Origin of the sequence: Streptomyces cinereoruber (assembly GCF_009299385.1) — a bacterium.
Lineage (GTDB): Bacteria > Actinomycetota > Actinomycetes > Streptomycetales > Streptomycetaceae > Streptomyces > Streptomyces bikiniensis.
Genome location: NZ_CP023693.1, coordinates 6,748,669 through 6,772,249, shown reverse-complemented (window position 1 = coordinate 6,772,249; position 23,581 = coordinate 6,748,669). Strand labels below are relative to the sequence as shown.

At 70.5% G+C, this 23,581-nt stretch carries 21 protein-coding genes; 14 read left to right on the top strand and 7 right to left on the bottom strand.

The features are described from left to right. Positions 1-43: 43 nt before the first annotated feature. The 4 genes from panD to CP977_RS30430 form a co-directional block, all read right to left on the bottom strand. The gene (gene panD, locus CP977_RS30445) at positions 44-469 is read right to left on the bottom strand and encodes an aspartate 1-decarboxylase (protein ID WP_062759768.1); all 426 of its coding nucleotides are present in this window, start codon (positions 467-469) and stop codon (positions 44-46) included. Between the two features lie 601 nt (positions 470-1,070). Continuing rightward, entirely contained in the window at positions 1,071-1,451 is a 381-nt protein-coding gene (locus tag CP977_RS30440) for a hotdog fold domain-containing protein (RefSeq protein ID WP_152371183.1), read from the bottom strand. Then, complete coding sequence (locus CP977_RS30435; protein WP_152371182.1) at positions 1,448-3,112, bottom strand: flavin-containing monooxygenase; 1,665 nt, start codon at positions 3,110-3,112, stop codon at positions 1,448-1,450. The genes CP977_RS30440 and CP977_RS30435 overlap by 4 nt, the downstream gene beginning before the upstream one ends. A gap of 199 nt (positions 3,113-3,311) precedes the next feature. Beyond that, on the bottom strand, positions 3,312-4,283 hold the full coding sequence (locus CP977_RS30430) for an alpha/beta hydrolase (RefSeq protein ID WP_152371181.1): 972 nt from the start codon (positions 4,281-4,283) through the stop codon (positions 3,312-3,314). Positions 4,284-4,441: 158 nt separating this feature from the next. On the opposite strand from CP977_RS30430, the gene CP977_RS30425 reads away from it, so the two are divergent. Genes CP977_RS30425 through CP977_RS30415 form a run of 3 tightly spaced genes read left to right on the top strand, consistent with a single transcriptional unit; the run spans position 4,442 to position 7,237 of the window. Further along, positions 4,442-5,104 (top strand): hypothetical protein, encoded by a 663-nt coding sequence (locus CP977_RS30425; protein WP_152371180.1) that lies wholly within the window; start codon positions 4,442-4,444, stop codon positions 5,102-5,104. Then, complete coding sequence (locus CP977_RS30420; RefSeq protein WP_152371179.1) at positions 5,097-6,467, top strand: glutamine synthetase family protein; 1,371 nt, start codon at positions 5,097-5,099, stop codon at positions 6,465-6,467. The genes CP977_RS30425 and CP977_RS30420 overlap by 8 nt, the downstream gene beginning before the upstream one ends. Then, a complete protein-coding gene (locus CP977_RS30415; RefSeq protein WP_152371178.1) occupies positions 6,464-7,237 on the top strand; it encodes a gamma-glutamyl-gamma-aminobutyrate hydrolase family protein in 774 nt (257 codons plus the stop codon). The genes CP977_RS30420 and CP977_RS30415 overlap by 4 nt, the downstream gene beginning before the upstream one ends. A 70-nt stretch (positions 7,238-7,307) precedes the next feature. Here CP977_RS30415 and CP977_RS30410 read toward each other — a convergent pair whose 3' ends face one another. Then, positions 7,308-7,901: a TetR/AcrR family transcriptional regulator gene (locus tag CP977_RS30410; RefSeq protein WP_152371177.1), complete on the bottom strand. Its 594-nt coding sequence runs from the start codon at positions 7,899-7,901 to the stop codon at positions 7,308-7,310. Positions 7,902-8,254: 353 nt separating this feature from the next. Between CP977_RS30410 and CP977_RS30405 the strand changes: the two genes are divergently transcribed. The 7 genes from CP977_RS30405 to CP977_RS30375 all read left to right on the top strand — a co-directional run bounded on the left by CP977_RS30405 (position 8,255) and on the right by CP977_RS30375 (position 19,407). Next, on the top strand, positions 8,255-8,953 hold the full coding sequence (locus CP977_RS30405; RefSeq protein ID WP_152371176.1) for a transporter: 699 nt from the start codon (positions 8,255-8,257) through the stop codon (positions 8,951-8,953). Positions 8,954-9,088: 135 nt separating this feature from the next. Next, positions 9,089-11,419: an AMP-binding protein gene (locus CP977_RS30400; RefSeq protein WP_152371175.1), complete on the top strand. Its 2,331-nt coding sequence runs from the start codon at positions 9,089-9,091 to the stop codon at positions 11,417-11,419. Between the two features lie 54 nt (positions 11,420-11,473). Then, positions 11,474-12,571, top strand: a complete 1,098-nt coding sequence (locus CP977_RS30395) for a Zn-dependent alcohol dehydrogenase (protein WP_152371174.1) — start codon at positions 11,474-11,476, stop codon at positions 12,569-12,571. A 27-nt stretch (positions 12,572-12,598) separates the two neighbouring features. Beyond that, complete coding sequence (locus CP977_RS30390; RefSeq protein ID WP_152371173.1) at positions 12,599-14,062, top strand: aldehyde dehydrogenase family protein; 1,464 nt, start codon at positions 12,599-12,601, stop codon at positions 14,060-14,062. A gap of 128 nt (positions 14,063-14,190) precedes the next feature. Further along, positions 14,191-15,738 (top strand): long-chain-fatty-acid--CoA ligase, encoded by a 1,548-nt coding sequence (locus CP977_RS30385; RefSeq protein WP_152371172.1) that lies wholly within the window; start codon positions 14,191-14,193, stop codon positions 15,736-15,738. Positions 15,739-15,822: 84 nt separating this feature from the next. Then, complete coding sequence (locus CP977_RS30380; RefSeq protein WP_152371171.1) at positions 15,823-17,166, top strand: NAD(P)/FAD-dependent oxidoreductase; 1,344 nt, start codon at positions 15,823-15,825, stop codon at positions 17,164-17,166. Positions 17,167-17,259: 93 nt separating this feature from the next. Continuing rightward, positions 17,260-19,407 carry an ATP-binding SpoIIE family protein phosphatase gene (locus tag CP977_RS30375; RefSeq protein WP_152371170.1) on the top strand — a complete coding sequence of 716 codons (2,148 nt, stop codon included), beginning with the start codon at positions 17,260-17,262 and terminating at the stop codon, positions 19,405-19,407. Positions 19,408-19,458: 51 nt separating this feature from the next. Here CP977_RS30375 and CP977_RS30370 read toward each other — a convergent pair whose 3' ends face one another. Next, entirely contained in the window at positions 19,459-20,019 is a 561-nt protein-coding gene (locus tag CP977_RS30370) for a TetR/AcrR family transcriptional regulator (protein ID WP_167308961.1), read from the bottom strand. 249 nt (positions 20,020-20,268) lie between these two features. Between CP977_RS30370 and CP977_RS30365 the strand changes: the two genes are divergently transcribed. The 3 genes from CP977_RS30365 (at position 20,269) to CP977_RS30360 (ending at position 21,714) form a co-directional block, all read left to right on the top strand. Continuing rightward, a complete protein-coding gene (locus CP977_RS30365) occupies positions 20,269-21,174 on the top strand; it encodes an FAD-dependent oxidoreductase (RefSeq protein WP_152371168.1) in 906 nt (301 codons plus the stop codon). A 49-nt stretch (positions 21,175-21,223) separates the two neighbouring features. After that, the gene (locus CP977_RS34265; protein WP_167308962.1) at positions 21,224-21,367 is read left to right on the top strand and encodes a hypothetical protein; all 144 of its coding nucleotides are present in this window, start codon (positions 21,224-21,226) and stop codon (positions 21,365-21,367) included. 164 nt (positions 21,368-21,531) lie between these two features. Beyond that, entirely contained in the window at positions 21,532-21,714 is a 183-nt protein-coding gene (locus tag CP977_RS30360; protein WP_152371167.1) for a hypothetical protein, read from the top strand. Positions 21,715-21,742: 28 nt separating this feature from the next. Here the strand turns inward: CP977_RS30360 and CP977_RS30355 are convergent, their stop codons facing one another. Beyond that, positions 21,743-22,444, bottom strand: a complete 702-nt coding sequence (locus CP977_RS30355) for a DUF1345 domain-containing protein (protein WP_372460745.1) — start codon at positions 22,442-22,444, stop codon at positions 21,743-21,745. A 241-nt stretch (positions 22,445-22,685) separates the two neighbouring features. On the opposite strand from CP977_RS30355, the gene CP977_RS30350 reads away from it, so the two are divergent. Beyond that, positions 22,686-23,576: an MBL fold metallo-hydrolase gene (locus CP977_RS30350; protein WP_152371166.1), complete on the top strand. Its 891-nt coding sequence runs from the start codon at positions 22,686-22,688 to the stop codon at positions 23,574-23,576. Positions 23,577-23,581: the final 5 nt, after the last annotated feature.

Below are 23,581 nucleotides of genomic sequence, written 5' to 3'. Positions count from 1 at the left end.
GTGCCGTCCTTCCTCGGGCCGGCTCCGGCCCGCCGGGGCGTGCTCAGCCGTGGGCGGGCACGGCGTGCGGGGGCCGCACCGTGTCGGTGCCGGGGACGGGCGCGGACGCGTCGGCCCCCAGCTCCACGATGCGGTTCTCCCCGTCGACGTGCACGACGCGCGGCACGAACGTCCGCGCCTCCGCGTCCTCCATCTGCGCGTAACTGATGAGGATGACGAGGTCACCGGGGTGCACGAGGTGCGCGGCGGCGCCGTTGATCCCGATGACACCGGACCCCCGCTCGCCCTCGATGACGTACGTCTCCAGACGGGCGCCGTTGTCGATGTCGACGATGTGCACCAGCTCACCGGGAAGCAGGTCGGCCGCCTCCATCAACTCCGCGTCGACGGTGACCGAGCCGACGTAGTGCAGGTCGGCCTGGGTGACGGTGGCGCGGTGGATCTTGGACTTGAACAGAGTGCGCAGCACTTGGGACTCCTCCGAAACGGCTCCCTGCCTGCTTTGTGCAGGTCAAGGGCGATTTCGAGCTTACACCGGCGCCCCCGTCCGATGTTTGTGAGGAACATCGCTCCCGTCGGGCTGGACGGCTTCCCACCTGGGGATTCCCTTAGCACCGGCGCCTGTTGGGACCATCACCCGGGAAGGCTCAGGGACTCATGCTGACCGAACGCCGACCTACCTGATGGGCCATCAGGCGTGCGGGAGATCGCTCTGCGCACACGCACAATGTGTGCCCACGCGACAGCGTGGAACCGCATCACCAGGCACGCCACCCCCGTCGACGGCGCGCGGCTGTCCAGCCGTCGGGATGCCGAAACGCATCACGGCGGCAAGTCCGAAATCAGCCTGACGGTCGTGACAGTTCCTTCCCCCCGGCCGTTGTCACTCCGAGGGCAACCAGTAAACCCGGGGTTGCCGTGTCGGCGCGCGCTCGTTCCGACGCCCGTGCTTCGGCGCCGTACACAACCGCGAGATCCGAGACCGGCCCGCCGCCGACAGCGGGCCGGTCGCTCGTAGGGGCACGCCGCTCGGGCTGCTCAGCGCCGACCGACGTCTCCCGCCCGGGCGGTCACGGGGCCGTCGTCGCCGCGTCGGCCGGAACGACCGCCGTGCCGCGCGCCCGGGTGGCCACGATGGGTTCGGGGAGCACCTCGGCCCGGCCGCTGTCGTCGACGGCTCGGCAGATGATCCGCAGCTCGAAGTCGACGGTCCGGCTCCGCCTTCCCTTCGCCGCCAGGCGTGCTTCCGCCTCGACGACGTCGCCGCCGCGGACCGGGGCGAGGAACTCGACCGACGCGTATCCGGCGAACAGGCTCTCGTGGCCGTCGAGGGTGATCGCCAGGTGCGTTCCGGCGTCCCCGAACAGCTTCAGGCCGAAGGCCCCGTCGACCAGGTTCCCCGCGTAGTGCGCCTCGGAGTACGCGACGTAGCGCTGGTGCACGACCTTCACGCGATCTCCTCGTGGATACGGCCGAGGCGGCGGGCTACGGTCTCGCCGTCCAGCGCGATGCCCGGGTAGCCGCGCTTGGCGAGTTCGGTACACATGCGGCGGTACTTGCCGACCCCGCCCACGTAGCCGAGGAAGGTCGTCGGCTTGCCGGTCACGTTCGAGCCCCGGTACCAGGAGTCGGTGGTGGCGTAGAGGGTCCGGGCGACCGTGTCCTCGGTGATCTTCACCCAGTCGTCCTGAGCCTCGATCGTCGGCTCGATGACCTCGGCACCGCCGGCCTTCGCGTGGCCGATCAGATCGGCGATCCAGTCCACGGCCTGCTCGATCGTGACGACGACGTTGCTCGCGAGCGCGGGGCTCTGCGGTCCTCCGATCATGAAGAAGTTGGGGAATCCGGCGGTCATGATGCCCAGGTAGGTCCGGACTCCGTCGCTCCACGCGTCCTGCAGTCCGCCGGTCTCCGGGGTGGAGACGCCGAGCGCGTACAGCGGGCCGGTGAAGGCGTCGAATCCGATCGCCAGGACGATGGCGTCGACCTCGTGGGAGCCGGCGCGCGTGACGATGCTGTCGCTCGTCATGGTTTCGATGGGTTCGTCACGAAGGGAGACCACCGAGACGTTGGGGCGGTTGAAGGTCTCGTAGTAGTCGGTGCCGAAGCAGCTGCGCTTGGCGCCGAGCGGGTGGAAGCGGGGTTCGAGGACCGCGGCGGTCTGCGGGTCACGGACGATCCGGCGGATCTTCTCGCGGACGAACTCGGCCGCGGTCTCGTTGGCCCTCGCGTCGGTCAGGAGGTCGGAGAACTCGCCGCCGACACCGTTGAACCCGCTGCGCTGGTAAGCCCGTTCGTAGCGGTCGCGCCGTTCCTCGTCGGAGACGTCGAATGCGGCGGCGTCCGGGATGCGGTCGGGGATGCCGCCGAGCGAGTGACGGCACTCCTCGCGGATCGCCGCGTAGTTGCTCTTGATCTCGTCGACGTACTCCGCCGACAGCGGGGTGTTCCGGGCGGGGAACACGTAGTTGGGGGTGCGCTGGAACACGGTGAGGTGCTCGGCCACCTCGGCGATGAGCGGAATGCACTGGACGGCGGACGACCCGGTGCCGATCACGGCGACGCGCTTGCCCGCCAGATCGCTCAGCGGAATGTTCCACCGGCTCGTCGAGACCGTGGTCCCGGTGAAGTTCTCCAGGCCCGGCACGTCGAAGTCCTTGGGCGCCGAGAGGCCGCCCGAGGCGGCGAGCAGGTGGCGGCCCCGCCGGGTCTCGCCGGAGTCGAGGGACACCTCCCAGAGCCGCTCCTCCGGGAGCCACGTCGCGGACGTCACCCGGGTGCCGAAGGTGAAGTGCCGGCGCAGGTCGAAGCGGTCCGCGACGTGCTGGATGTAGCTCAGGATCTCGGCCTGGGGAGCGAAGCGCTCGCTCCACGTCCACTCCTGCAGGAGCTCCTGGCTGAACGAGTAGGAGTAGTAGACGCTCTCGACGTCGCAGCGTGCGCCGGGGTACGTGTTCCAGAACCAGGTGCCGCCGACGTCGGGCGCGGCTTCGAATCCGGCGAAGGTCCAGCCCTTCTCGGCGGCCTTGTACGCCGCGTACAGGCCGGAGAACCCCGCGCCGACGCAGAGGAGGTCGACGACGGGGGCGGTGGATGGAGCGGTCTCGGTCATGCGTGTGCCTTCGGTTAGTCGAAATGCGGCTGGCATCCGGCCGTCAGGGCCTCGCCCTGGGCGGGGGTCCACAACCCCTCGATGCATCGACATGCATGTGTCGGTCATCCGACTTAGTCGTATGACCACGTGAATCTAGACATGAGCGCGCTCGCCGTCAATAGTCGAATGGCGATCGAGTTCCTGCCCGCTGCACGCGTCAGGCGTCGGCGACGCCCCGCAGGTGACGCGCCACCTGCGCAACCGCCTCGTCCGTCTTGGCGAACACGCCCACTTCGGTGAAGAAGCCGTGGAACACGCCCGCATAGTGGGTCAGGGTCACCTCGACGCCGTCGCGCCGCAGCCTTTCGGCGTACGCCTCGGCGTCGTCGCGCAGCGGATCGACCTCGGCGGTGAGGACGAGCGCCGGGGGGAGGTCCCGCAACGACGCGGCGCGCATCGGGGCCGCGTAGTGGTCGACCTCCCCGGTGCGATCCGGGCCGATGTACTGCTCCCAACACCAGCGGGCATCCTTACTGGTCAGCAAGGGTGCGTCGGCGAACTCCGTCCAGGACGGGCGGGCGAACGTGTCGTCGACGGCGGGGTAGACCAGCACCTGTGACACGGGCCGGACGAGTCCGAGATCGCGGAGCTTGAGGCACAGCGCGGCGGCGAGACCGCCTCCCGCCGAATCACCCCCCACGGCGATCGTGTCCGGATCGAGGCCGAGGGCCGGGGCCGACCGCCGCAGCCAGGCGAACGCGTCGAAGCAGTCGTCCAACGCCGCGGGATAGGGATTCTCCGGTGCGAGTCGGTACTCCAGCGAGAACACCGCCCAGCCCGATCGGGCGGCGATCGCGCGGCAGACCTCGTCCACCCCGTCGAGGGTTCCCAGGACGAAGCCGCCACCGTGCAGATAGACCAGCGTCGGCCGTGGGCCGGCGGCCGGCGGCGGACCGTCCGGGTGGTACAGGCGTGCACCGATCCCGCCGGAACGGGTGGCAACGGTCAGGGATTCGACCTGGTCGAGAGGGGTGAGCGGTTGTTCGGACGGGGGCGTCGCCAGGGTTTTCCGCGCCACTTCGGCGCCCAGTTCACGTACGGGTTCCCTGAGGGTCTCGGCGATGAATCGCGCTACCGACCGCGCATCGGGGTCCAGCCGCTCCCAGTACGGGGGCTTCGCTTCATTCACTGTGTGGCCTCTCCGAAGTCATTGACAGGTCGCGACCTGTACCCCACCATCCTAGTCACCTGATCTAGTCAATTGACCATGACGATCACGGTCCATCCGAGATCCGAAGCGGCCGATGCACGGCGCACGTGATCTCCCGAAGTCGAAAGGACCGACGGATGACCGAAACCACGACGGCTCCCGCGGCGCCCGGCACACCAGCGGCAACCGAGGTCGACGTAAGGATCGAGGACGACGCGACTCCCCTCGTCCGGCTGATCGGCCGCACCCTGCGCGACTCCGCCCGTGCGGGGCACGCCCTCCCGGTGCTGCGGAGGCCGGCCGGCACCGTGGCGATCCGGTCGCATGACACGCCCCAGGCGGCGACGATCACCTTCGGCGACGGCGTCTCGGTCTCCAGCGAAGTCCTCGCCGAACCCGATGCCACGATCACCGTCGATCTGAACGCCCGGTTCGCCCCCGTCGCCGCCCCGTCGGGTGACGCCGAGCTCGCCGCGGACGCGCTGCTCGCGCTGTCGCCCCCGGTGCCGAACTGGCAGACGGCGGCCGCGCACTTCTGGAGTGCCGCGCGCTCCGTGCCGGGCATTCCGGACGTGCTCATCGCGGTCGCCGAGGGCCCCGACGGCCTGGAACAGCTCGTACTCGGCGAGGGCGCGACGCACTACCTGATCGCCGGAGCCCCCGAGGCGCTCGCCGGAGTGTTCTCCGGAACCGACGACCTGCTCGCCGTGCTCTCCACGGGTGCGCTCGGCATCCAAGGCACCATGTCCCAGCTGTCGGTCATGGTCGGCGCTTCCTGGAAGGTTCGTTTCGATGTCTGAACTCACCATGCCCGCCAACGGCGTCGACCGCGGCGAGGAGGCCGTGCGAGCCGTTCGACTGGAGGCGACGAACCACGAGGGATCGTTCCTCGGCAAGACGCTGACCCCGAAGAAGTTCGCCTCCGGCATGGACTCGGGTTTCGCCTTCGCCGATCTCCTCTTCGGGCTCGACCTCGGCAACGCGCCGGTCCTCGGGTTCGCCTTCCCCGACTGGCGCGGACACCTGAACGACGTCTACTTCCGTCCCGACATGTCGACGCTGGTCGAGTGGGAGCCCGGGCGCCAGGCCGTGATCGGCGACTACTGGCTGAAGGACGGCAGGCCGGTTCCGATCTGTCCGCGCAACCTGACGAAGAAGATGACCTCGCGGCTCGCCTCGCTCGGCTTCACCGCGACGGTCGCCGTCGAGATCGAGGCGACCGTCTTCGAGGAGACCGTCCACGAGGCGCGTGCCCGCGGATACCGCGACCTGACACCGCTCGGCGGGAGCGCGGGCACGGCCTATCACCTGGCGAAGTCCAAGGACTGGACCGGTTACATGAACGCCGTCGCCGATCGGCTCTCCGCGGTGGGCATCGAGTGGGAGGCCTGGAGCGACGAGGACGCCGCCGGACAGATCGAGATCAACCTGGCGCCCGGCGACCCGCTCACGGTCTGCGACGCCTGGGCACGGACTCGCCAGATCATGCGCGAGGTCGCGTTCGACCTCGGCCGCACGGTCACCTTCATGGCCAAGCCCACCGCGGGCTACGGGCAGGCCTCGCACATCAACCTGTCCCTCCAGCGCGACGGCGTCAACGCGTTCTACGCGGAGGAGGGGCCGTCGGAGACGATGCGCCATGCTGTCGGCGGTCTGCTCGCGACGATCGAGGGCAACACCTCGATCGCGCTCCCGCAGATCACCTCGTACCGGCGCCTGGTGGACCTCAGCGGCCCGCCGGTCACCGCCAGCTGGGGCATCAGCAACAAGACCACCGCGATCCGGGCGGTGTGCGGACACCCGTCGTACTCCCGTCTGGAGTACCGGGTCCCCGGCGCCGACGCCAACCTGTACCTCGCGCTCGCCGGTGTGCTGGCCGGTGCGATCGCGGGTCTGGAACGCGAGATCGAACCGCCGGAGCCGGTCGCGGAGATGGCCTGGTGCATGCCGCCCGGGGAGATCACCCGGCTGCCGGACACCATCACGAAGGCCGCCGCCGCCCTCGAAGCGGACCCGATCCTGCGCGACCTCCTCGGCTCCGAGTTCGTCGACTACTGGACCGGTTCGCGCCGGTGGGAGTGGATGCAGTTCCACACCGCGGGCGGCGATCCGTCCGCCGAGCTCTCCGCGTGGGAGTCCGCCCGCTACTTCGAGCTGCCGTGAGCGCCGCAGGCGAGGGGTCGGTCGCGGTACGGCCGCTGATCGGCATCACCGGCCGGCGGATCCGGCTGGACCTCATCAAGGGAGCGGACCGGCGGTACGGCGACCGCTGCGCCGACAGCTACATGGCCGACTACGCGGTCCGGATCGCGCGGGCCGGCGGCCTCCCCGTGCACCTCTCGTACGAGACGGACGCGGAGGCGGTCTGCCACTGGCTGGCCGGCGTGGTCGTCACCGGAGGGCAGGACCTGCACCCGGCGTGCTGGGGAGGGGACACCTCCGTGGTGCGCGACGTCGACCCCCGCACGGACCCGATGGCCCACGACGCCGAGCGGGACGCGTACGAGCTGGCGCTCGTGCGCGCCGCGCTCGACCGCGGGATTCCGGTGCTCGCCGTGTGCCGGGGCATGCAGGTCCTCAACGTCGCGCTGGGCGGCACGCTCGTCGCCGACCTTCCTCCCGGTGAGGTGCGGCACCTGTCACAGGAGGCCGCGCTCACCGACGGCACGGACGATCACGTCGTGACCTTCGAGGCCGGCTCGATCGTGGCGGGACTCTTCGGAGCGCGGGCCGTCACCAACTCGTGGCACCACCAGGCCGTCGACCGCTGCGGTACGGGACTTCTCGTCACGGGCCGGGCGGCCGACGGGGTGGTCGAGGCGGTGGAGCTTCCGGACGCGCCGGTGCTGGGAGTCCAGTGGCACCCCGAATGGATGGAGAGCGACGATCCGACGATGACGTGGATCGTCGAGGAATCCCTCAAACACCTGTGAGGAGGCCGACCCGAGTGCGCGCCGACGGATGACGCACTCGGGTCCGGGCGGGGCACGGCGCGGTCAGCGCTCAGGCGAGCTTCACGGCCAGCCACGCGTCGAACACGTCGACGACGGTCTGCGCCTGCTGCACGGCCCGGGAACGGTTGCCGTACGTCAACCAGTTCACGACGAACCCATCGGAAAGGGTACTGATGACATAGCCGATCTCGTCGATGGTCTCGGGCGGGACGTCCTGTCCGGCGGCCGCTCTCGCGAGGATCGATCGCACCACGTTGAACGCCTCGTTGTAGACGGTCACCGCCGGATGCTCTTCCTGGCGCTGCGCCCAGCTGATCAGCTCGAAGCTCGCGGACGCGAATTCCGGGTCGGACTCGAGATACCAGTCAAGGACGCCCCGGAGCATCGCACGCGCGGTGGCGACCAGGTCGCCGTGCACGTCGCTCTCGATCAGAACCTCGCGGTACCGCTCCGTCAGCCTCTCGAAGACGGCCGTGAACAGCAGCTCCTTGGTCTGGAAGCAGTAGTGCAGGGTCGCAAGCGGAGCGTTCGCCTGTTCGGCGATCCGGCGGGTCGTGGCACCGTCGACGCCGTGGCTCGCGATCACCCGGATGGCGGCGTTCACCAGCTCATCCCGCCGTTCGGCCGCCGGTACGCGTGCCACATCTACCCCCTGGTGAAGTTGGACGATCGATCAAGTCAGCGTCCAGGTTACCAGGCGGTAAGTCCATATCGACCCGCGCGCCACCCCCTCCGCAAAATAGTTGTTCATATGACTTGATCGTGCGACCACAATGAAGAAGCATGGCTCCCACCCCTCGCGAAGACCCCGTGCGGCCATCAGCTCACACGACGAGGGCTCGCCGGCAGCCATCTGCGCCCGGCGAGCGGCGGCGGACCGCTCGCCACGTTCCGACTCGTTCGAATCGCCCGGCTCGGGCCCCGTGGGGCGACACCCCGCCTCGCAGCCTTCGGCGGAGATCCGGATACCGAAGAGACCTCAAGGAACCGAGGAAAATGGCACTCAGAGAACTGCTCTTCCTGCTCGCCGACGTCTGGATGATCGCCGTCGGATTCACCTTCGGGTGGAAGTTCATCCGGAACTACGGGAACTATCTTCTCGGCCTCGAATGGATCATCGTCGCCACCTCCGGGTCGAACTTCTTCCTCTACGCGGCCCTGGGGGGCACCGAGGAAAGCCCGATGTACACCCTGGCCTTCTTCTTCGACCAGTTCTCCCGGTCGGTCGGCATCACGCTGATCCTCGTCCTGGGCCTGATGCGCGTGACGCACCGGTACAAGCCGTCCGTGGGGACGGACGTCGGGGTGTTCGCGTTCGCCACCGCGGTCGGCCTCGCTCTGCTGCTCTTCGGCGAGCGGCTCGGCACGGGGGTCGCGATCTCCCTGATCGCCGTCAACGTCCTGACCACCCTGTTCCTGATCTATTTCTCGAAGCGCCTCTGGGCGATCGGCGCGAAGGGGTGGGCCGTCGGCGCGGGGCTGGCGACCGCCGCCGGCTGCGTCATCGCGTCGACGTACGACTTCGTCCACATCCCGGGCGACGACGAGGCGCACACCCTCTTCTACATCGGCGCGCTGAGCACCTGGGGCTTCCAGATGTTCACGTACTACTTCGCCTACCGCGCCCTGCACCGCCACGACGAGTCGGTCGGTGCCGAACCGGACCTGCGCGAGCCGAGCCGAGCCGACGCCTGACCATCCGCGTTCAAGGCGGCGAAACGACGGACAACGTCCCATGCAGAGAAAGCAGCCGTGGTCGTGAAAGAAACACCTCAGCGGAAGGAAAACACGGCTTCTCGCCGTCCGCAGCCGGCCGTCAGGCCCGAGCGGATGGGAGAGGCCCCGCCCACCGCGACGCTGACCGAATTGCTGGCGGAGCGGACGCGGCGATCACCTGCCCGTGAGTTCCTCCGTTTCGAAGACGCGTCGTGGACCTTCGCGGAGATCGACGCCTGGACCTCCAGGCTGGCGCACCGGTTGATCGAGGTCGACGGCGTCCAGCCGGGTGACCGTGTCGCGATCATGCTCCCGAACGTCGTGCAGTGGCCGGTCGTGTGGCTCTCCGCGCTGAAGGCCGGCGCCGTGGCGGTACCGGTCAACTCCTCGTACAAGCGGGCGGATCTCACCTTTCTCCTGCGGGACTCGGGAGCCCGGGTCGTGTTCACCGACCACGAGCGGGTGGGCCTCCTGAAGGAGGTCGTCGACGCCGAGGCCGACTTGACGGACCTCCGCGTCGTCGACGTCGCCGACGACGGGTCCGCGGCCTTCCCGGCGACCGCTCCGGCGGTGCGCCTCACCGCCGAGACCCTGGCGAACCTGCAGTACACGTCCGGCACCACCGGTTTCCCCAAGGCCTGCATGCTCACCCACGACTACTGGGTGCGGCTGGGCTGGACCTGCGCGGCGGGGACCGGCCTCGGGCCCGACGACGTCCTGCTCACCGCCCAGCCGTTCTCCTACATGGATCCGCAGTGGAACACCGCGCTCGCCCTGACGGTCGGGGCCCCGCTGGTCGTCCTGCCGCGCTTCTCCGCGTCGGGCTTCCTCACCGATGTCCGCCGCCACCGAGCGACGTTCTTCTACGTCCTCGGATCCATGCCGACACTGCTCTTCAAGCAACCGCCCGGCCCCGACGACCTGGACAACCAGCTGCGCCTGGTGCTCTGTTCGGGCATCCCGACCGGGATCCACGCCCAACTGGAGGAACGCTGGGGCGCGCCCTGGCGGGAGATCTACGGCATGACCGAGTCCGGCGTCGACCTGTTCGGTCCCGTCGGGGACACGAGCTGCGTCGGGAGCGGGAACCTCGGGATTCCGGTGCCGACGAAGCGGGTCCGTGTGGTCGATCCGCAGGGGGGCGATCTCCCCGACGGCGAGCCCGGAGAGCTGATCGTCTCGGGCGAGCCGATGATGCGCGGCTACTGGAACCGGCCGGAGGACACCGCCAGGGTGCTGCGGGACGGCTGGCTGCACACCGGCGACGTCGTCGTCCGCCGGCCGGACGGCGGCATCCGGCTGGTCGGCCGGATCAAGGACATGGTGCGCCGGGGCGGCGAGAACATCGCGAGCGCCGAGGTCGAGGCCGCCCTCGAACGTGACGGGGAGGTCACGGCAGCCGCCGTCGTCGCCGAACCCGACGAGATCTTCGGGGAGGAGGTCAAGGCATTCGTCCAGTTGTCCGCCGGGGTGGCGGCGGACCGTACGACCGCCGCGCGGATCGTCGACCGGGCCGGCCGTCAGCTCGCCCGCTTCAAGGTCCCGCGCTACGTCGAGTTCGTCGCCGACTTCCCGCGGACGCCCTCCGAGCGCGTGTCCAAACCGGCGCTCAAGGCCCGCGCCGAGGCAGAGCCCGGCATCACCTTCGACCTGGGCGGCCGGCGCGGGACCGGCGGCGGGTCCGCCGCGCCCACGGACTTCCTCGGCATCGACGTCGTCCGAGGCGTGGCGGTCCTGACCTTGCGCCGTCCGGAGAAGCTGAACGCCCTGGACGTCGCCACGCGGCTGCGGCTGGCGAGCGCCGTCCGGGAGGCGGGCACCGGCGAGAACGTGCGCGGAATCGTCCTGACCGGCGAGGGCCGGGCCTTCTCCGCGGGCGAGGACCTCCGGTCCGTGCCCACCTCGTACGCGGAGCTCCGTACGGCCTTCGAGAGCTTCCACGACATCACCCGGGCCATCGTCCAGGCGCGGGTACCCGTCATCGCGGCGGTCAACGGTCTGGCGGTGGGCGGCGCCTCGGAGATCACCCTCTGCTGCGACGCGCGGATCGGAACCCCGGAGACGGAGTACTACCAGCCGGAGAACGGCCGCGGCATCACGATCTCGAACGCGTCGAGCCTGCTCCTGCCCCGGATCGTCCGGAACCACGCGATGCGCACGGTCCTCGGCTCGCCGCGGATCGGAGCCGAGGAGGCCCTGCGGATCGGCCTCCTGGACGAGATCGTCGCGCCCGACGAACTGCTCGACCGCGCCGTCGACCTGGTCGTCGAGTGGACGCCGGAGAACAACACGACGGCGCTCCACCTGGCGCTCCTGCGGCCGCGGCTCGACGAGATCGAGCAGGCCTTCGCCCGGGAGGACGACGCCGCCCGGAAGACATGGGAGAGCGGGGTGTTCAGCGCCGGCATCGAGGGCTTCTGGACCGCCAAGGACGCTCGGGAATAGCTGCGCCACAGGGGTCGGAACGGCCCTTCCCTGAAGAACGACAGAGGAGACGACGTGATCGAGACGGAGGCCGCGGTACTCACCGCGGTGAACGAACCGCTTGAGCTGACCACGATCCAGGTGGACGACCCCGAGCCCGACGAGGTGCGCGTCGCGGTCACGCACGTGGGTCTGTGCCACAGCGACCTGCACTACATGACCGGCACGGTGCCGACCGGCCTGCCCGTGGTGGTGGGGCACGAGGTGGCGGGGGTGGTGGAGGCGATCGGCTCGGCCGTGACCGGACTGCGCGTCGGCGACCGCGTGGTCGGGGCGCTGACGCCGTCGTGCGGCCGGTGCGCCAACTGCGAGGCCGGCCGGTCGACCCAGTGTCAGCGTGTGGCGGAGGTCCGGCGCCGTCCGCGTCCCGCGTTCCGGCTGACGGACGGCGAGCCGGTCGAGCGGCTCGGCGACGTCGGCGCCTTCTCGCGCCACACGCTCATGCGGGAGAACGCCCTGGTGAAGCTGGACGACGCGGTGCCGCTCCACGTGGGGTGTCTCCTGGCGTGCTGCGTCATCACCGGCGTCGGCGCCGTCTTCCGCGGCGCCCGGGTGCGTCCGGGAAGCACGGTCGCGGTGATCGGCTGCGGCGGTGTCGGGTCGGCCGTCGTCCAGGGAGCCAGGCTGGCGGGGGCGTCGGCGGTCGTCGCGATCGACCTGGACGAGGCACGTCTGGAGGCCGCGCGCGGCTACGGCGCGACCCACGTCGTGAACGGCGGCGTCGGGGACGTCGCCGCCGAGGTGCGGAGCCTGCTGGGCGACGGTGTCGACTACTCCTTCGAGGCCGTCGGCTCGGCGCGCACCGCGGCCACGGCACTCGCGGTGCTGCGGCCGACCGGCACCGCGTGTCTGGTGGGCATCGCCCCGGAAGGCACCGAGCTCGCGCTGCCCGCTTCGGACTTCTTCTTCGGCGAGAAGCGCCTCATCGGCTCGTACATGGGCTCGGGTCAGGTGCGCCAGGACATCACCCAGCTCGCGCGCCTCTACCAGCAGGGGCGGTTGCTGCTCGACGAGATGGTCACGCAGGTGATCCCGTTCGGCGAGATCAACGAGGGCTTCAAGGCGATGCGGAGCGGTGACGTGACGCGGATCGTCCTCGATTTCCAGGCCTGACCGACCACGGATGCAGAGGTGAATCACATGACGAGTGGCGAGACGTCGACCCCCCAGCCGGTGAACTACATCGCGGACGCCTGGAGCGACTGCGAGACGGTCCCGGGCGAGTGGAACGTCGACCCGAACACCCGGGAACCGGTGCACCGCACGGTCACGACGGGACCCGGCGACGTCGAACAGGCTCTGAAGCACGCCGAGCGGGTGTACGGCGTCGGCCGCTGGGACGACGAGGCCCGCCACGAGCGCGCGGACACCCTCGAACGCGTGGCCGCGCTCGTCGAGACCCGGGTCGAGGACATCGCGCGCACCGACTCCCTGACCAGCGGCGTGCCGATCGGCGTCACCCGGAAGGTGGCGGCGTTCCTGCCCGCGAGGATCCGGGCGACGGCGGCGGATCTGCGGAGCATTCCCCGGGTGAGGGCCCTGGCGGCGGGTGGCCGTGACGTCCGCCTGTACAAGGTCCCGTGGGGACCGGCCGCGATCCTCACGCCGTGGAACGGACCGAGCTTCATCCCGGCGGCGAAGGTCGTGAGCGCGGTCGCGGCCGGCTGCCCGGTGATCCTCAAGCCGTCGGAGCACGCTCCGGGCAGCGCGCAGATCGTCGTCGAGTGCTTCGTCGCAGCGGGGCTGCCCGCCGGTGCCCTGCAGCTCGTGCACGGCCGGGGCGACGTGGGCGCCGCGCTGACCGGTGACCCGCGCGTCAAGGTCGTGTCCTTCACCGGGGGCCCGGCGGCCGGTCGCGCGATCGCCCGGGCCGGTGCGGAGGACTTCAAGGTCCTCCAGCTGGAGCTCGGCGGCAACAACCCCGTGCTCGTCCTCGACGACGCCGACGTCGAGGTCGCCGCCGACGGGATCTTCGAGGGCATGACCAAGCTGAACGGCCAGTGGTGCGAGGGACCGGGCAAGGTCCTCGCGCCCAGACGCCTGGTGGGGCCGCTGGTCGAAGCGCTGGCCGAACGCATCTCCAAGGTCGTGGTCGGTCATTCGCTCGACGAGGGCGCCGAGCTCGGCCCGATCTCGAACGCGCCGCACTTCGCGACCCTGCAGAGCCGGATCGAGGGACTGCGCGCCCTGGGGGCCACCGTCCACCAGCCGGCCCGGCTGCCCGAGCTCGACGGCTTCTTCCTCTCACCGGCCGTCGCCGCCGGGGCCGACCCGGCGAAGGCCACCGCGGAGTTGTTCGGCCCCCTCGTCTCCGTGCACGCCGTCGACTCCGACGAGGAGGCGCTGCGCGTCGCGAACGCCCACCCCTCGGGACTCGACGCCTACGTCTTCGGCGGCGACACCGAACGCGCCATCGACGTCGGCGCGCGGGTCCTGGCCGGTGAGGTGCGGATCAACGGCGCGAAGATCGCCGATCTCGGCGACGATTCCGCGCAGAGCTTCTGGGGACCGTCCGGCATCGGCGGTCACGGTCCGGCCGAGTCGGTGCGCGTGTTCTGCGGGGACCGGGTCGTCGGTGTGGACGCGCCGGACCTTCCGCTGTGAAAAGCCCGTGAAACGAGCCGCTGCCATGGACCGAACACGGGTGAAGGACGCAGCGGCTGAGGGCTGACGTCTCCGGACCCAGCCGTCGAGATCACCCGACGCACACCCAGAGCCGCTGGAGAACCCTCATGCTCAACCTCTCGATCCTCCTCGAAGACTCCGCCCGCACGTTCCCGGACCGGGACGCGCTCGTGCTCGGCCCGCACCGGCTGTCGTACCGGCAGGTGGACGAGGCGGCGAACCAGGTCGCCAACCTGCTGGTGTCCCGGGGCATCCGGCGCGGCGACAAGGTCGCCCTCAGCTGCCCCAACCTGCCCGCCTTCCCGATCGTCTACTACGGCGTGCTCAAGGCGGGGGCGGTCGTGGTGCCGCTCAACGTCCTGCTCAAGGGCCGCGAGATCGCCTATCACCTGGCCGACGCGGACGTCTCGGCGTACTTCTGCTTCGAGGGGACCCCTGAGCTGGCCATGGCCGCGGAGGGCCATGCCGGATACCAGGAGGCCGGAACGGTCGAGCACTTCTTCGTCATCACCGCCGACCCGGAGGCTCCCTGCCCGATCGCCGGCGCCGAGACGCTCGGCCGGGCTCTCGCCGGTATGAGCACCGCGTTCGCACCGGTGGTCACCGAGCCGGACGACACCGCGGTGATCCTGTACACCTCGGGGACGACGGGGCGGCCCAAGGGAGCCGAACTCTCCCACGCGAACATCATGATGAACGTGCTGGCCGACAACCGGCTGTTCCGCAACGAGCCCGCCACCGACAGCCACGTGGTGTGCCTCCCCCTCTTCCACACCTTCGGCGCGACGGTGCAGATGCACGCCGGGTTCTCGGTCGCCGCGACCTTGTACCTCGTGCCGCGCTTCGCCGCGCGTGAGGTGGTCGAGCTGATGAGCCGCGAGACCATCACGTTCTTCGCGGGTGTTCCGACCATGTGGTGGGGGCTGCTCGACGCCCTCACCGAGGACGTCGACGTCCACCGCATCGCCGGGAACCTGCGGATCGGGATCTCCGGCGGCGCGGCCCTGCCGGTCGAGATCCTCCACCAGGTCGAGCAGCGCCTCGGCATCACCGTGCTCGAAGGGTACGGGCTGTCCGAGACGTCGCCCGTGGCCACGTTCAGCGATCCCCGGCTCGCACCCCGGCCGGGCTCGATCGGCGTCCCGATCTGGGGCGTGCAGCTGAAGCTGATCCGGCCGGACTGGACGGAGGTCAACCGGGCCGGGGAGGTCGGCGAGATCGCGATCAGAGGTCACAACGTCATGAAGGGCTACTACAACCGCCCGGAGGAGACGGCCGAGGTGATCCGCGACGGCTGGTTCCGCACCGGAGACCTCGCGCGGCGCGACGAGGACGGCTTCTACTCCATCGTCGACCGCGCGAAGGACCTCATCATCCGCGGGGGTTACAACGTCTACCCCCGCGAGATCGAGGAGGTGCTGCTCACCCATCCCGCGGTGAGTCTCGCGGCGGTGGTCGGTGTCCCGCACGACAGCCACGGCGAAGAGATCAAGGCTTTCGTGATCCCCGCGAAGGACGCCGTCGTCACCGCCGACGAGCTCGTCGCCTGGAGCAGGGAGCAGATGGCCTCCTACAAGTACCCCCGCGTCGTCGAACTCGTGTCGAGCCTGCCGATGACCTCCACCGGCAAGATCCTCAAGCGCCGGCTCGTCTGAAGCCCCCACGAACCCCGGACCCCCCGAGGCGGTCCCACCCCTCAGCCGCCGTCGTACCCGTCACCGCCCAGGAGGAACAGCGAGATGAAGACGGACCACGTCGAGTACACCACCTTCACCGGGTGGATCGACCCTCCTGGCGACGTCCGGCCCGCCCTGGACGACGACGTCACCTGCGAGGTCGCGGTCGTCGGCGGCGGCCTGGCGGGCATGTCGACCGCCCTGCGACTGGCCGAACGCGGCCGGGACGTGGTGCTGCTGGAGGCGGAGTTCTGCGGGCACGGCTCCGCCTCGCGCAACGCCGGGCAGGTGGCGGGCGCCCCGGGGGGCGACATCCAGCTCCTGAGCATGCTCCACCGCAAGACGTTTCCCGGCATCGTCCGGTTCGCGGAGAACTCCGCTCACTTCCTGGAGCGGCTGATCGAGCGGCTGGCCATCGACTGCGACTACGAGGCCACGGGCAACGTCTGCGCCGCCGTGTCCCGTGGGCAGATGGGCCGCGTGCGCCGTGTGACGAAGCTCCTGCGCAAGGCCGGCGCGGACGTCGAGCTCGGTACGAGCGCGGAGCTCGGCATCCCGCGCGGATTCCTCGGCGGCATGCGCGAGTCCGTCGGCGGAATGATGAATCCGGGCAAGTTCAGCCTCGGCATCCGCCGTGCGGTCCTCGCGTCCGGCGCCCGGGTCTTCGAGCGGACGCGGGTCTCCGAGGTCCGTCCGACCGGCGATCACGTGGTGATCAGCACGCCCGGGGGCGAGGTGCGGACGCGGCGGGCCGTACTCGCGACGAACGCCTTCGGCGGCGACCTGGCCATCGCCCCGAAGCGGCTCTCCGTGCCGATCTGGGTCAGCGAGGTGGAGACCGAGCCGATCGACCCCGACCGCCTGGCCGCACTGGGGTGGACCAGCCGGTCGGGTGTGGTGACCCAGCACAACATCATGGAGAACTACCGGCTGACCTCGCGCGACACCATCGTGTTCGGGGTCCGCCGGCTCCAGCGGGGCAGGACCTGTCCCCTCCCTCCGAGGAAGCCGGACGAGGCCGTCGTCGCCGAACTCGCGCACGCCTTCGAAAGGCGCTTCCCCGCGCTTGCCGACGTCGCGGCCGCCCGGGCCTGGGGCGGATGGATCGCGATCACCCCGTCCTGGCTCCCGGTCGCCGGCACGACCCGCGACGGCGTCTACTACTCGGTCGCCTGCAACGGCCACGGTCTGGCCCAGGCTCCGTATGTCGGCTCCCTCATCGCGGACCTGATCGTGGACGGCGAGCAGCACGAGGACCTGAAGACGCTCTGGGCGAAGAAGCCCGACTTCCCCCGCCCGCTGATGATGGGCGCCGTGGGACTGCGGACCATCTGGACGGTCGACCGCTTCAACGACCTGATCAACGGGAGCCGACGGAACGCCCGGCGCGGCGCCGCTCCGAGCTGAGGCATGCGTGACCGCGAACCGTCCGTCGTCTCCGACGCCCCGCTCCCCGCTCACCCGGTGGCAGGGGTCCTTCCCCTTCCGGACAATGCCCTTATGAGGACCGACGTCGACACCCTCCTCCACCGTCTGGCCCAGCAGCTCGGGCCGCGGACGGAGGAATCGGTCGAGACCCTGCTGCGGTACACCCGCGGCGAGCTTTCCGAGCCATGGGGGTACGACGAGGTCGCGGATCTCGTGGCCGAGGAGACGGCCGGGCACGTCGTCGCGTTCCTGGACCTGCTGGAACACGGCGCCGACGCCGCGGAGGCCGCGCCGCCGCCGCAGTCCCTGGAGCTCGCCCGCAGGCTCGCCCGGAGCGGGGTCCCGATCAGCACGCTCCTGCGCGGCTACCGGCTCGGCCACGTCGCCCTGCTCCAGCTGGTCCAGACCGAGGTCCTCACGCTCACCGACGATCCCGAGCTGGTCAACGCCGCGGCACTGCGCCTGATGGCGGCGGGTTTCGGGTACGTGGACCGCAGTTCCGCCCACGTGGTCGCGGCCTACCAGGAGGAGCGCGACCGCCGGCTGCAACGGCGGCTCCTGCTGGCCAACGAGGCCGGTCGCCGGATCGGGACCGCACTGGACATCGACCGCACCGCGCAGGAGCTGGCGGACGTCGGCGCCGACGGCTTCGCCGACCTCGTCACCGTCGACCTCGTCTCCTCCGTCCTCGACGACGAGGACGTCTCGCCGCCGTCGCTCCGTCGCGTCGCCCGGCGATCCGTACCGGGCGGCGACGCCGCGGAGCTTCCCGTACGGATCGGACGGACGCACAGCTACCCCGCCGGTTCGGAGCCGGCCCGCGCGCTGGCGACCGGCACGCCCGTTCTGCGCCGTGCCGGAGCGAGCGGGGGCCCCGCGGGTGGTGACGGGTTCCACTCGGCCCTGCTCCTCCCCCTGGTGGCCCGCGGGGAAACGCTGGGGCTCGTCCGGTTCCTCCGTACGGGGAGCGGCGCGCCCTTCGACGAGGACGACCTCCTCCTCGCCCAGGAGATCGCGGCCAGAGCGGCGGTCTCCATCGACAACGCCCGCCGGTACACCCACGAGCGTTCCACCGCGCTCGCCCTCCAGCGCAGCCTGCTGCCGCGGCACGCCGTGGAGCAGTCCGCCGTCGTCACGGCCTCCCGCTACCTGCCCAGTGGCTCCCGCGCGGGCGTGGGGGGCGACTGGTACGACGTGATCCCGCTGTCCGGAGCCCGCGTGGCCCTCGTCGTGGGCGACGTCGTCGGGCGCGGACTGCGTGCCGCCGCCACCATGGGCCGCCTCCGGATGGCCGTGCGCGCCTTCGCGGACATCGACCTCATGCCCGACGAGCTGCTCACCCACCTGGACGACGTGGTCATCCGGCTCCAGCACGAGGAGGGGGAGGAAGCGGGCGAGACCAGCGCCACCTGCCTGTACGCGGTCTACGACCCGATCTCCCGCGTGTGCTCGCTGGCCAGCGCCGGACACGTCCTGCCCGCCGTGGCCACTCCCCCGGACGGAGCGGGCGACGCGCCGGGCTCCCGGTCGGTCGAGTTTCCGGAGATGCCGATCGGCCCGCCGCTGGGCCTGGGCGGACTCCCCTTCGAGACCGTGCAGTTCGAACTGGCCGAGGGGAGCCTGCTTGCCCTGTTCACCGACGGTCTCGTCCAGAGCCGGGCGCGGGACGTCGACACCGCTCGCGAGCTGCTGCGCGACGGCCTGGCCCAGGGGTCCCCGTCACCGGACGAGGTCTGCGACCGTCTGATCGCCGCGCTGGTGCCGGAGCGGGCCGTCGACGACATCGCCCTCCTCGTGGCCCGCACCCTGTCGCTCGACCCCGGTCACGTGGCCACCCTCGACCTTCCCTCCGACCCGGCGGCCGTCGCCGGGGCACGCCGCTTCGCCGCCGACACGCTGACCGCCTGGGGCCTCGACGCGCTCTCCTTCACCACCGAACTCATCGTCAGCGAGCTGGTGACGAACGCGATCCGCTACGGCAGAAGTCCGATCCGGCTGCGGATGATCCGTCAGTCCACGCTGACCTGCGAGGTCTCCGACGCCAACAGCACCGCTCCGCACCTGCGCCGCGCCCGCACCTACGACGAGGGCGGCCGCGGACTGCTCCTCGTCGCCCAGCTCGCGGAACGCTGGGGCACCCGCCACCACCGCGAGGGAAAGGTGATCTGGGCGGAACAGGCCCTGCCCGCGGACGGTCTCCTCACTCTCCCGGCGACCTGACTCCCCACCCGCGTGGCCGTGGGAAGGTCCGGGCCGGCCGGCCGGGTCAGGTCAGGCCGCGTACGTCTTGAGGTACGCGATCACCATGCGGCGCACTTCGTCGATCGTGGCGTCGTCGCCGGCCGGCGACTGCCGGAACGCGACGTCGAAAAGGCGGTTGCCCACCTCGAAGGCGAGCTGCAGGGCGAGCCGGGGGGTGTCGCCGGACACCAGGCCGCGCTCGACGAGAAGGCGCCAGAACCGGTCCGCCTGCACGGCGTCGAACTCCCGGACCAGGACGGCGAGCGCCTCGCTGCGGCCCGAGAACCACAGCTCGACGCAGCTCGGATGCTCACGGAAGTAGTCGCGCAGGGGGTCGATGACGGCGTCCGCGGCCTCCCGCAGCGTGGACAGCGGGGAGCCTTCCAGCGCGGCGGTGACGAGTTCCTCGATCGCCCGCAGATGCCGGCGCAGGAGCTCGGCGTCGACCTGGTGCCGGTCGGGGAAGTAGTGGTACATCGAGGCGACCGGGATGCCCGCCCGCTCGCCGACGGCCTTCAGGGTGGCCGCTTCGTAGCCCTGCTCCCGGAGCAGCGCCTCGGCGGCGTCCAGGATGGCGCGTCTCCGCTCCATGCCACGGCGCTGCACGGCCGGACGGGCCGACGCCGGGGATGCGGACTTCTTCTCGAACACAATTCGAGATCGTATCAGCCGCGCACCGGCCTCTCCCGGGTGAAGCGAGGTGGCAGGCCCCTGCCGCAACCGACGCCGATCACCACACCCCGGATTGACTACGCGCATCATCAAAACTTAAACTCGAATCGAGTTTGACTTCAGGGTTCGTCCCTGGCGCCGAAACCCGCCACTACGAGAGGAACCGGCATGGCCACATACACCGAGCGCGACGTCGCGGTGATCGGCAATGGGCTCATGGGGGCGTCGATCGCCCGTGCCCTGGCGCGTTCCGGCTGGAGGGTCACCGCGTACGACCCGGACACGGCACGGGCTCGGGTGTTGGCGACCGAGCTGCCGGGGATCAGGGCCGAGGCGGACCTCGGAACGGCGGTCGCGTCCGCCCCCCTGGTCCTGACCTGCGCCCCGTCCTACGAAGCCGTACTCCGAAGCCTGGAGTGCGTCGGCGACTGGAACGGCAAGACGCTCGTCAACACGGGGACGAGCTCGACGGCGGAGGCGGAGCACGCCGCCGCGTGGGCTGCCCGGAAGGGCGTCCCCTACCTGGACGCCGCGATCCTCTGCTTCCCCCAGGACATCGGCACCGAGCGGGGCTACGTCCTCTTCTCAGGGAACCCCGAAGCCTGGGCGCGGCACGAGGAGTTGATCGCCGCGCTCGGTCCGGCGACGCGGTTCATCTCCGAGCAGGCGCAGGCCGCGAGCGCGGTCGACCTCACGATCGTCGGCGGGGTGTACGTCGCCGCGCTGGCCGCCTACGTCGACGCCGCGGCGTACGCCCACAGCCAGGGGGTTTCGGGCGACGTCCTCGACGAGGCCACGGACAAGGTCCTCGCGGCGCTGAAGGACGGGGCCAAGGAGGCGGTGGCGGCGATCGGCAGCGGTGATTTCACGACGGACCAGGCCACGCTGTCGGTGTTCACCCACGGAGGCGAGACGTGCCTCGACGGCATGAGGGGCGCCGGCTTCGCCGCGAACGTGCTGGAAGCCGCCGTACGCAATCTCAAGACGGCCGAGGCCGCGGGGCTGGGCCGGTCGGGCTTCTACGCCCTGGCACAGGTCGCCGGGGGCGACTCCGCCGCCGGCCGGCAGCAGTAGCGGGGACCAGTCACCGCTTCCGACCACCACACCCTGAGAGGGGACTGCCGTGCGCGACGAGGACCACGACGCGGACCGGACGAACGAGAGATGGAAAGCGAAGGGCATCGGTCTACGGGTGTTCTTCTACGTCGTCGGCACCTACCTGTTCTTCACCGTGGTGGGCCACCTGGCCGCGCAGGCCCAGGAGTAGCCGCGCCGGCCCCTCACACCCTTCCGGAGCACACCGAAATGAACACCGACGTCTGCGGCTCCACTCGTCACGTTCCCCTTGAGGGGTACTCCGGCAGGGCGCGGACGTGGCGGAAGGCGAGCTGGAGCCGGGTTCTGCGTGAGACGGCCGTCGGATGCCTGATCATGCTCGTACCCACCCTCCTCCTCGGCTTCTTCATGTCGTGGGAGATCGGCATCGCCCTCGTGATGGCGACCGCGTCCTCGGCGGCGCTCTCCTCGATCGTGTTCTCCCTCAGGGGGCATACGCTCGGGTGCGCGGTCAAGAAGGGCATCGTTCTGACGCTGGGATGGTGGGAGCGGATCTGAGGGGACGCCCGGTTCCCAGGTGGCTTCGTCACAGGCTGTCCAGGGCGGAGACGAGGCTGGCCACCGTGACGGTGTTGAAGACGAAGGCGATACAGGCGTTGACCGTCACCGTACGGCGCATCTCCCGGGACACCACGGTGACATCGGTCGTGCCGAACGTCGTCATGACCGAAAAGGCGAAATAGAGGTAGTCGCTCCAGATCGGGGCCTCCTCGCCGGGCACGTCCAGTGCCCGTTCGCCCTCCACGAGGTTGTCGGCCTGGAAGGCGACGGCGAAGGACACGGCCACGCAGACCCAGGCGACGGCGACCAGCGTGAGTGCCACCGCCGCCCGGGCGACCGGCTCGAACGCGGAGCCGATGTGGCCGGGGCGCCACACCACCGCCACCACGAGCGCGGCGGCCGCGATGAAGATGGAGACCCCTGGCCCCGGCGCCGTTCCGTACACGTACCGCTGGAGGGTCGTGCCCCGTGTCTCCCGGTCCGCCCAGTCGCGCACACGATCGGGAGAGGCGGTCGAGAAGGCGATCGTCGTGATCAAGAGATAGGGAAAGAGATGGGCGAGCAGCATCAGCACGCACACGTCCGCCACCGAGATCTCCGCCCAGCTGCGGTCGAGACCGAGGAGAAGCACCGCCGTGCACACAGCGATGACGAAGCTCACCGCCGACCGGCGACGCTCGGAGAGCCACTGGTTCCGACGGCGGCCCCGGGGACGTGACTGCGGCACGGAAGAACTCCTCAGGAAGCAGCGGCTACCGACCCGTTCGAGGCCCGACGCTACGACATCACGGCGCTCCGTCGACGGTGTGCCGCGGCCGTCACCGTGGGGTGTCGGCCGAATCGGTGGACCGTTACCCTCGCGTCGTGGGCTTGCGGATCACCCGCGCGAACCACCCCACGCAGGGCCGCGACGGCCGCCACGTGATCCGACGACCACCACGCCACTCGCCGACGAAGGAGTGCCGACCGTGCACACGACGGGATACACGGAAGCGGAGTACGGCGGAGTCACCGTACTGGTCGGCCCCGAGCGAGGCGCTTACCCGTACGCCAACTCCGTCCTCGTGCGCGGCACCGCCGAGACGCTGATCATCGACCCGTCGCTGTCGCTCGTCGAGTCGGCGCCCCCCGCGGACCTCGTCCTCGTGAGCCACGCGCACGAGGACCACGTCGCGGGTCTCGGCCAGTACGACGTGCCCGTCCACACCCACGAGAAGGACCTCGCCGCTCTGCGGTCCCGTGCGGTCATGGCCGCCGGCTACGGCCTCCCGCCGGACGCCACGGAGCAGACGGAGACGATGCTGCGCGACCGGTTCCACGTGCGTGACCGCCCCGACGCGACGGGGTTCACCGACGGAGCCGTGTTCGACCTCGGTGGACGCACCGTGACGGTCGTGCACCTTCCCGGCCACACCGCCGGTCATTGCGGTTTCCTGATCGAGCCGGACGGATTCCTGTTCGTGGCGGACATCGACCTGACCTCGTTCGGCCCGTTCTACGGAGACGTCGGCAGCAGCCTGACGGATTTCGAGGCGTCCCTGCGCCGATGCCGGGAGATCGGGGCCCGCTGGTACGGGACGGCCCACCAGAAGGGCGTGATCGAGGGTGCCGAGGGGTTCGGCCGACGGCTCGACGCCTTCGTCGGCGTGGTGGAGCGGCGGGACGCGACCCTTCTGACGTACCTCGACGAACCGCGGACCGTCGAGGAGATCGCCGAGCGCCGACTGGTCTACCGGCCGCACGTCGAAGGCCCCCACGTCCGGCCGGTGGAACGGCGGATCGCGGCACGGCACCTGAGCCGGCTGGTGGACAGGGGAATGATCGTCGAGGTCGAGGCAGGGCGGTTCCGCGCCACGTAGCGGTC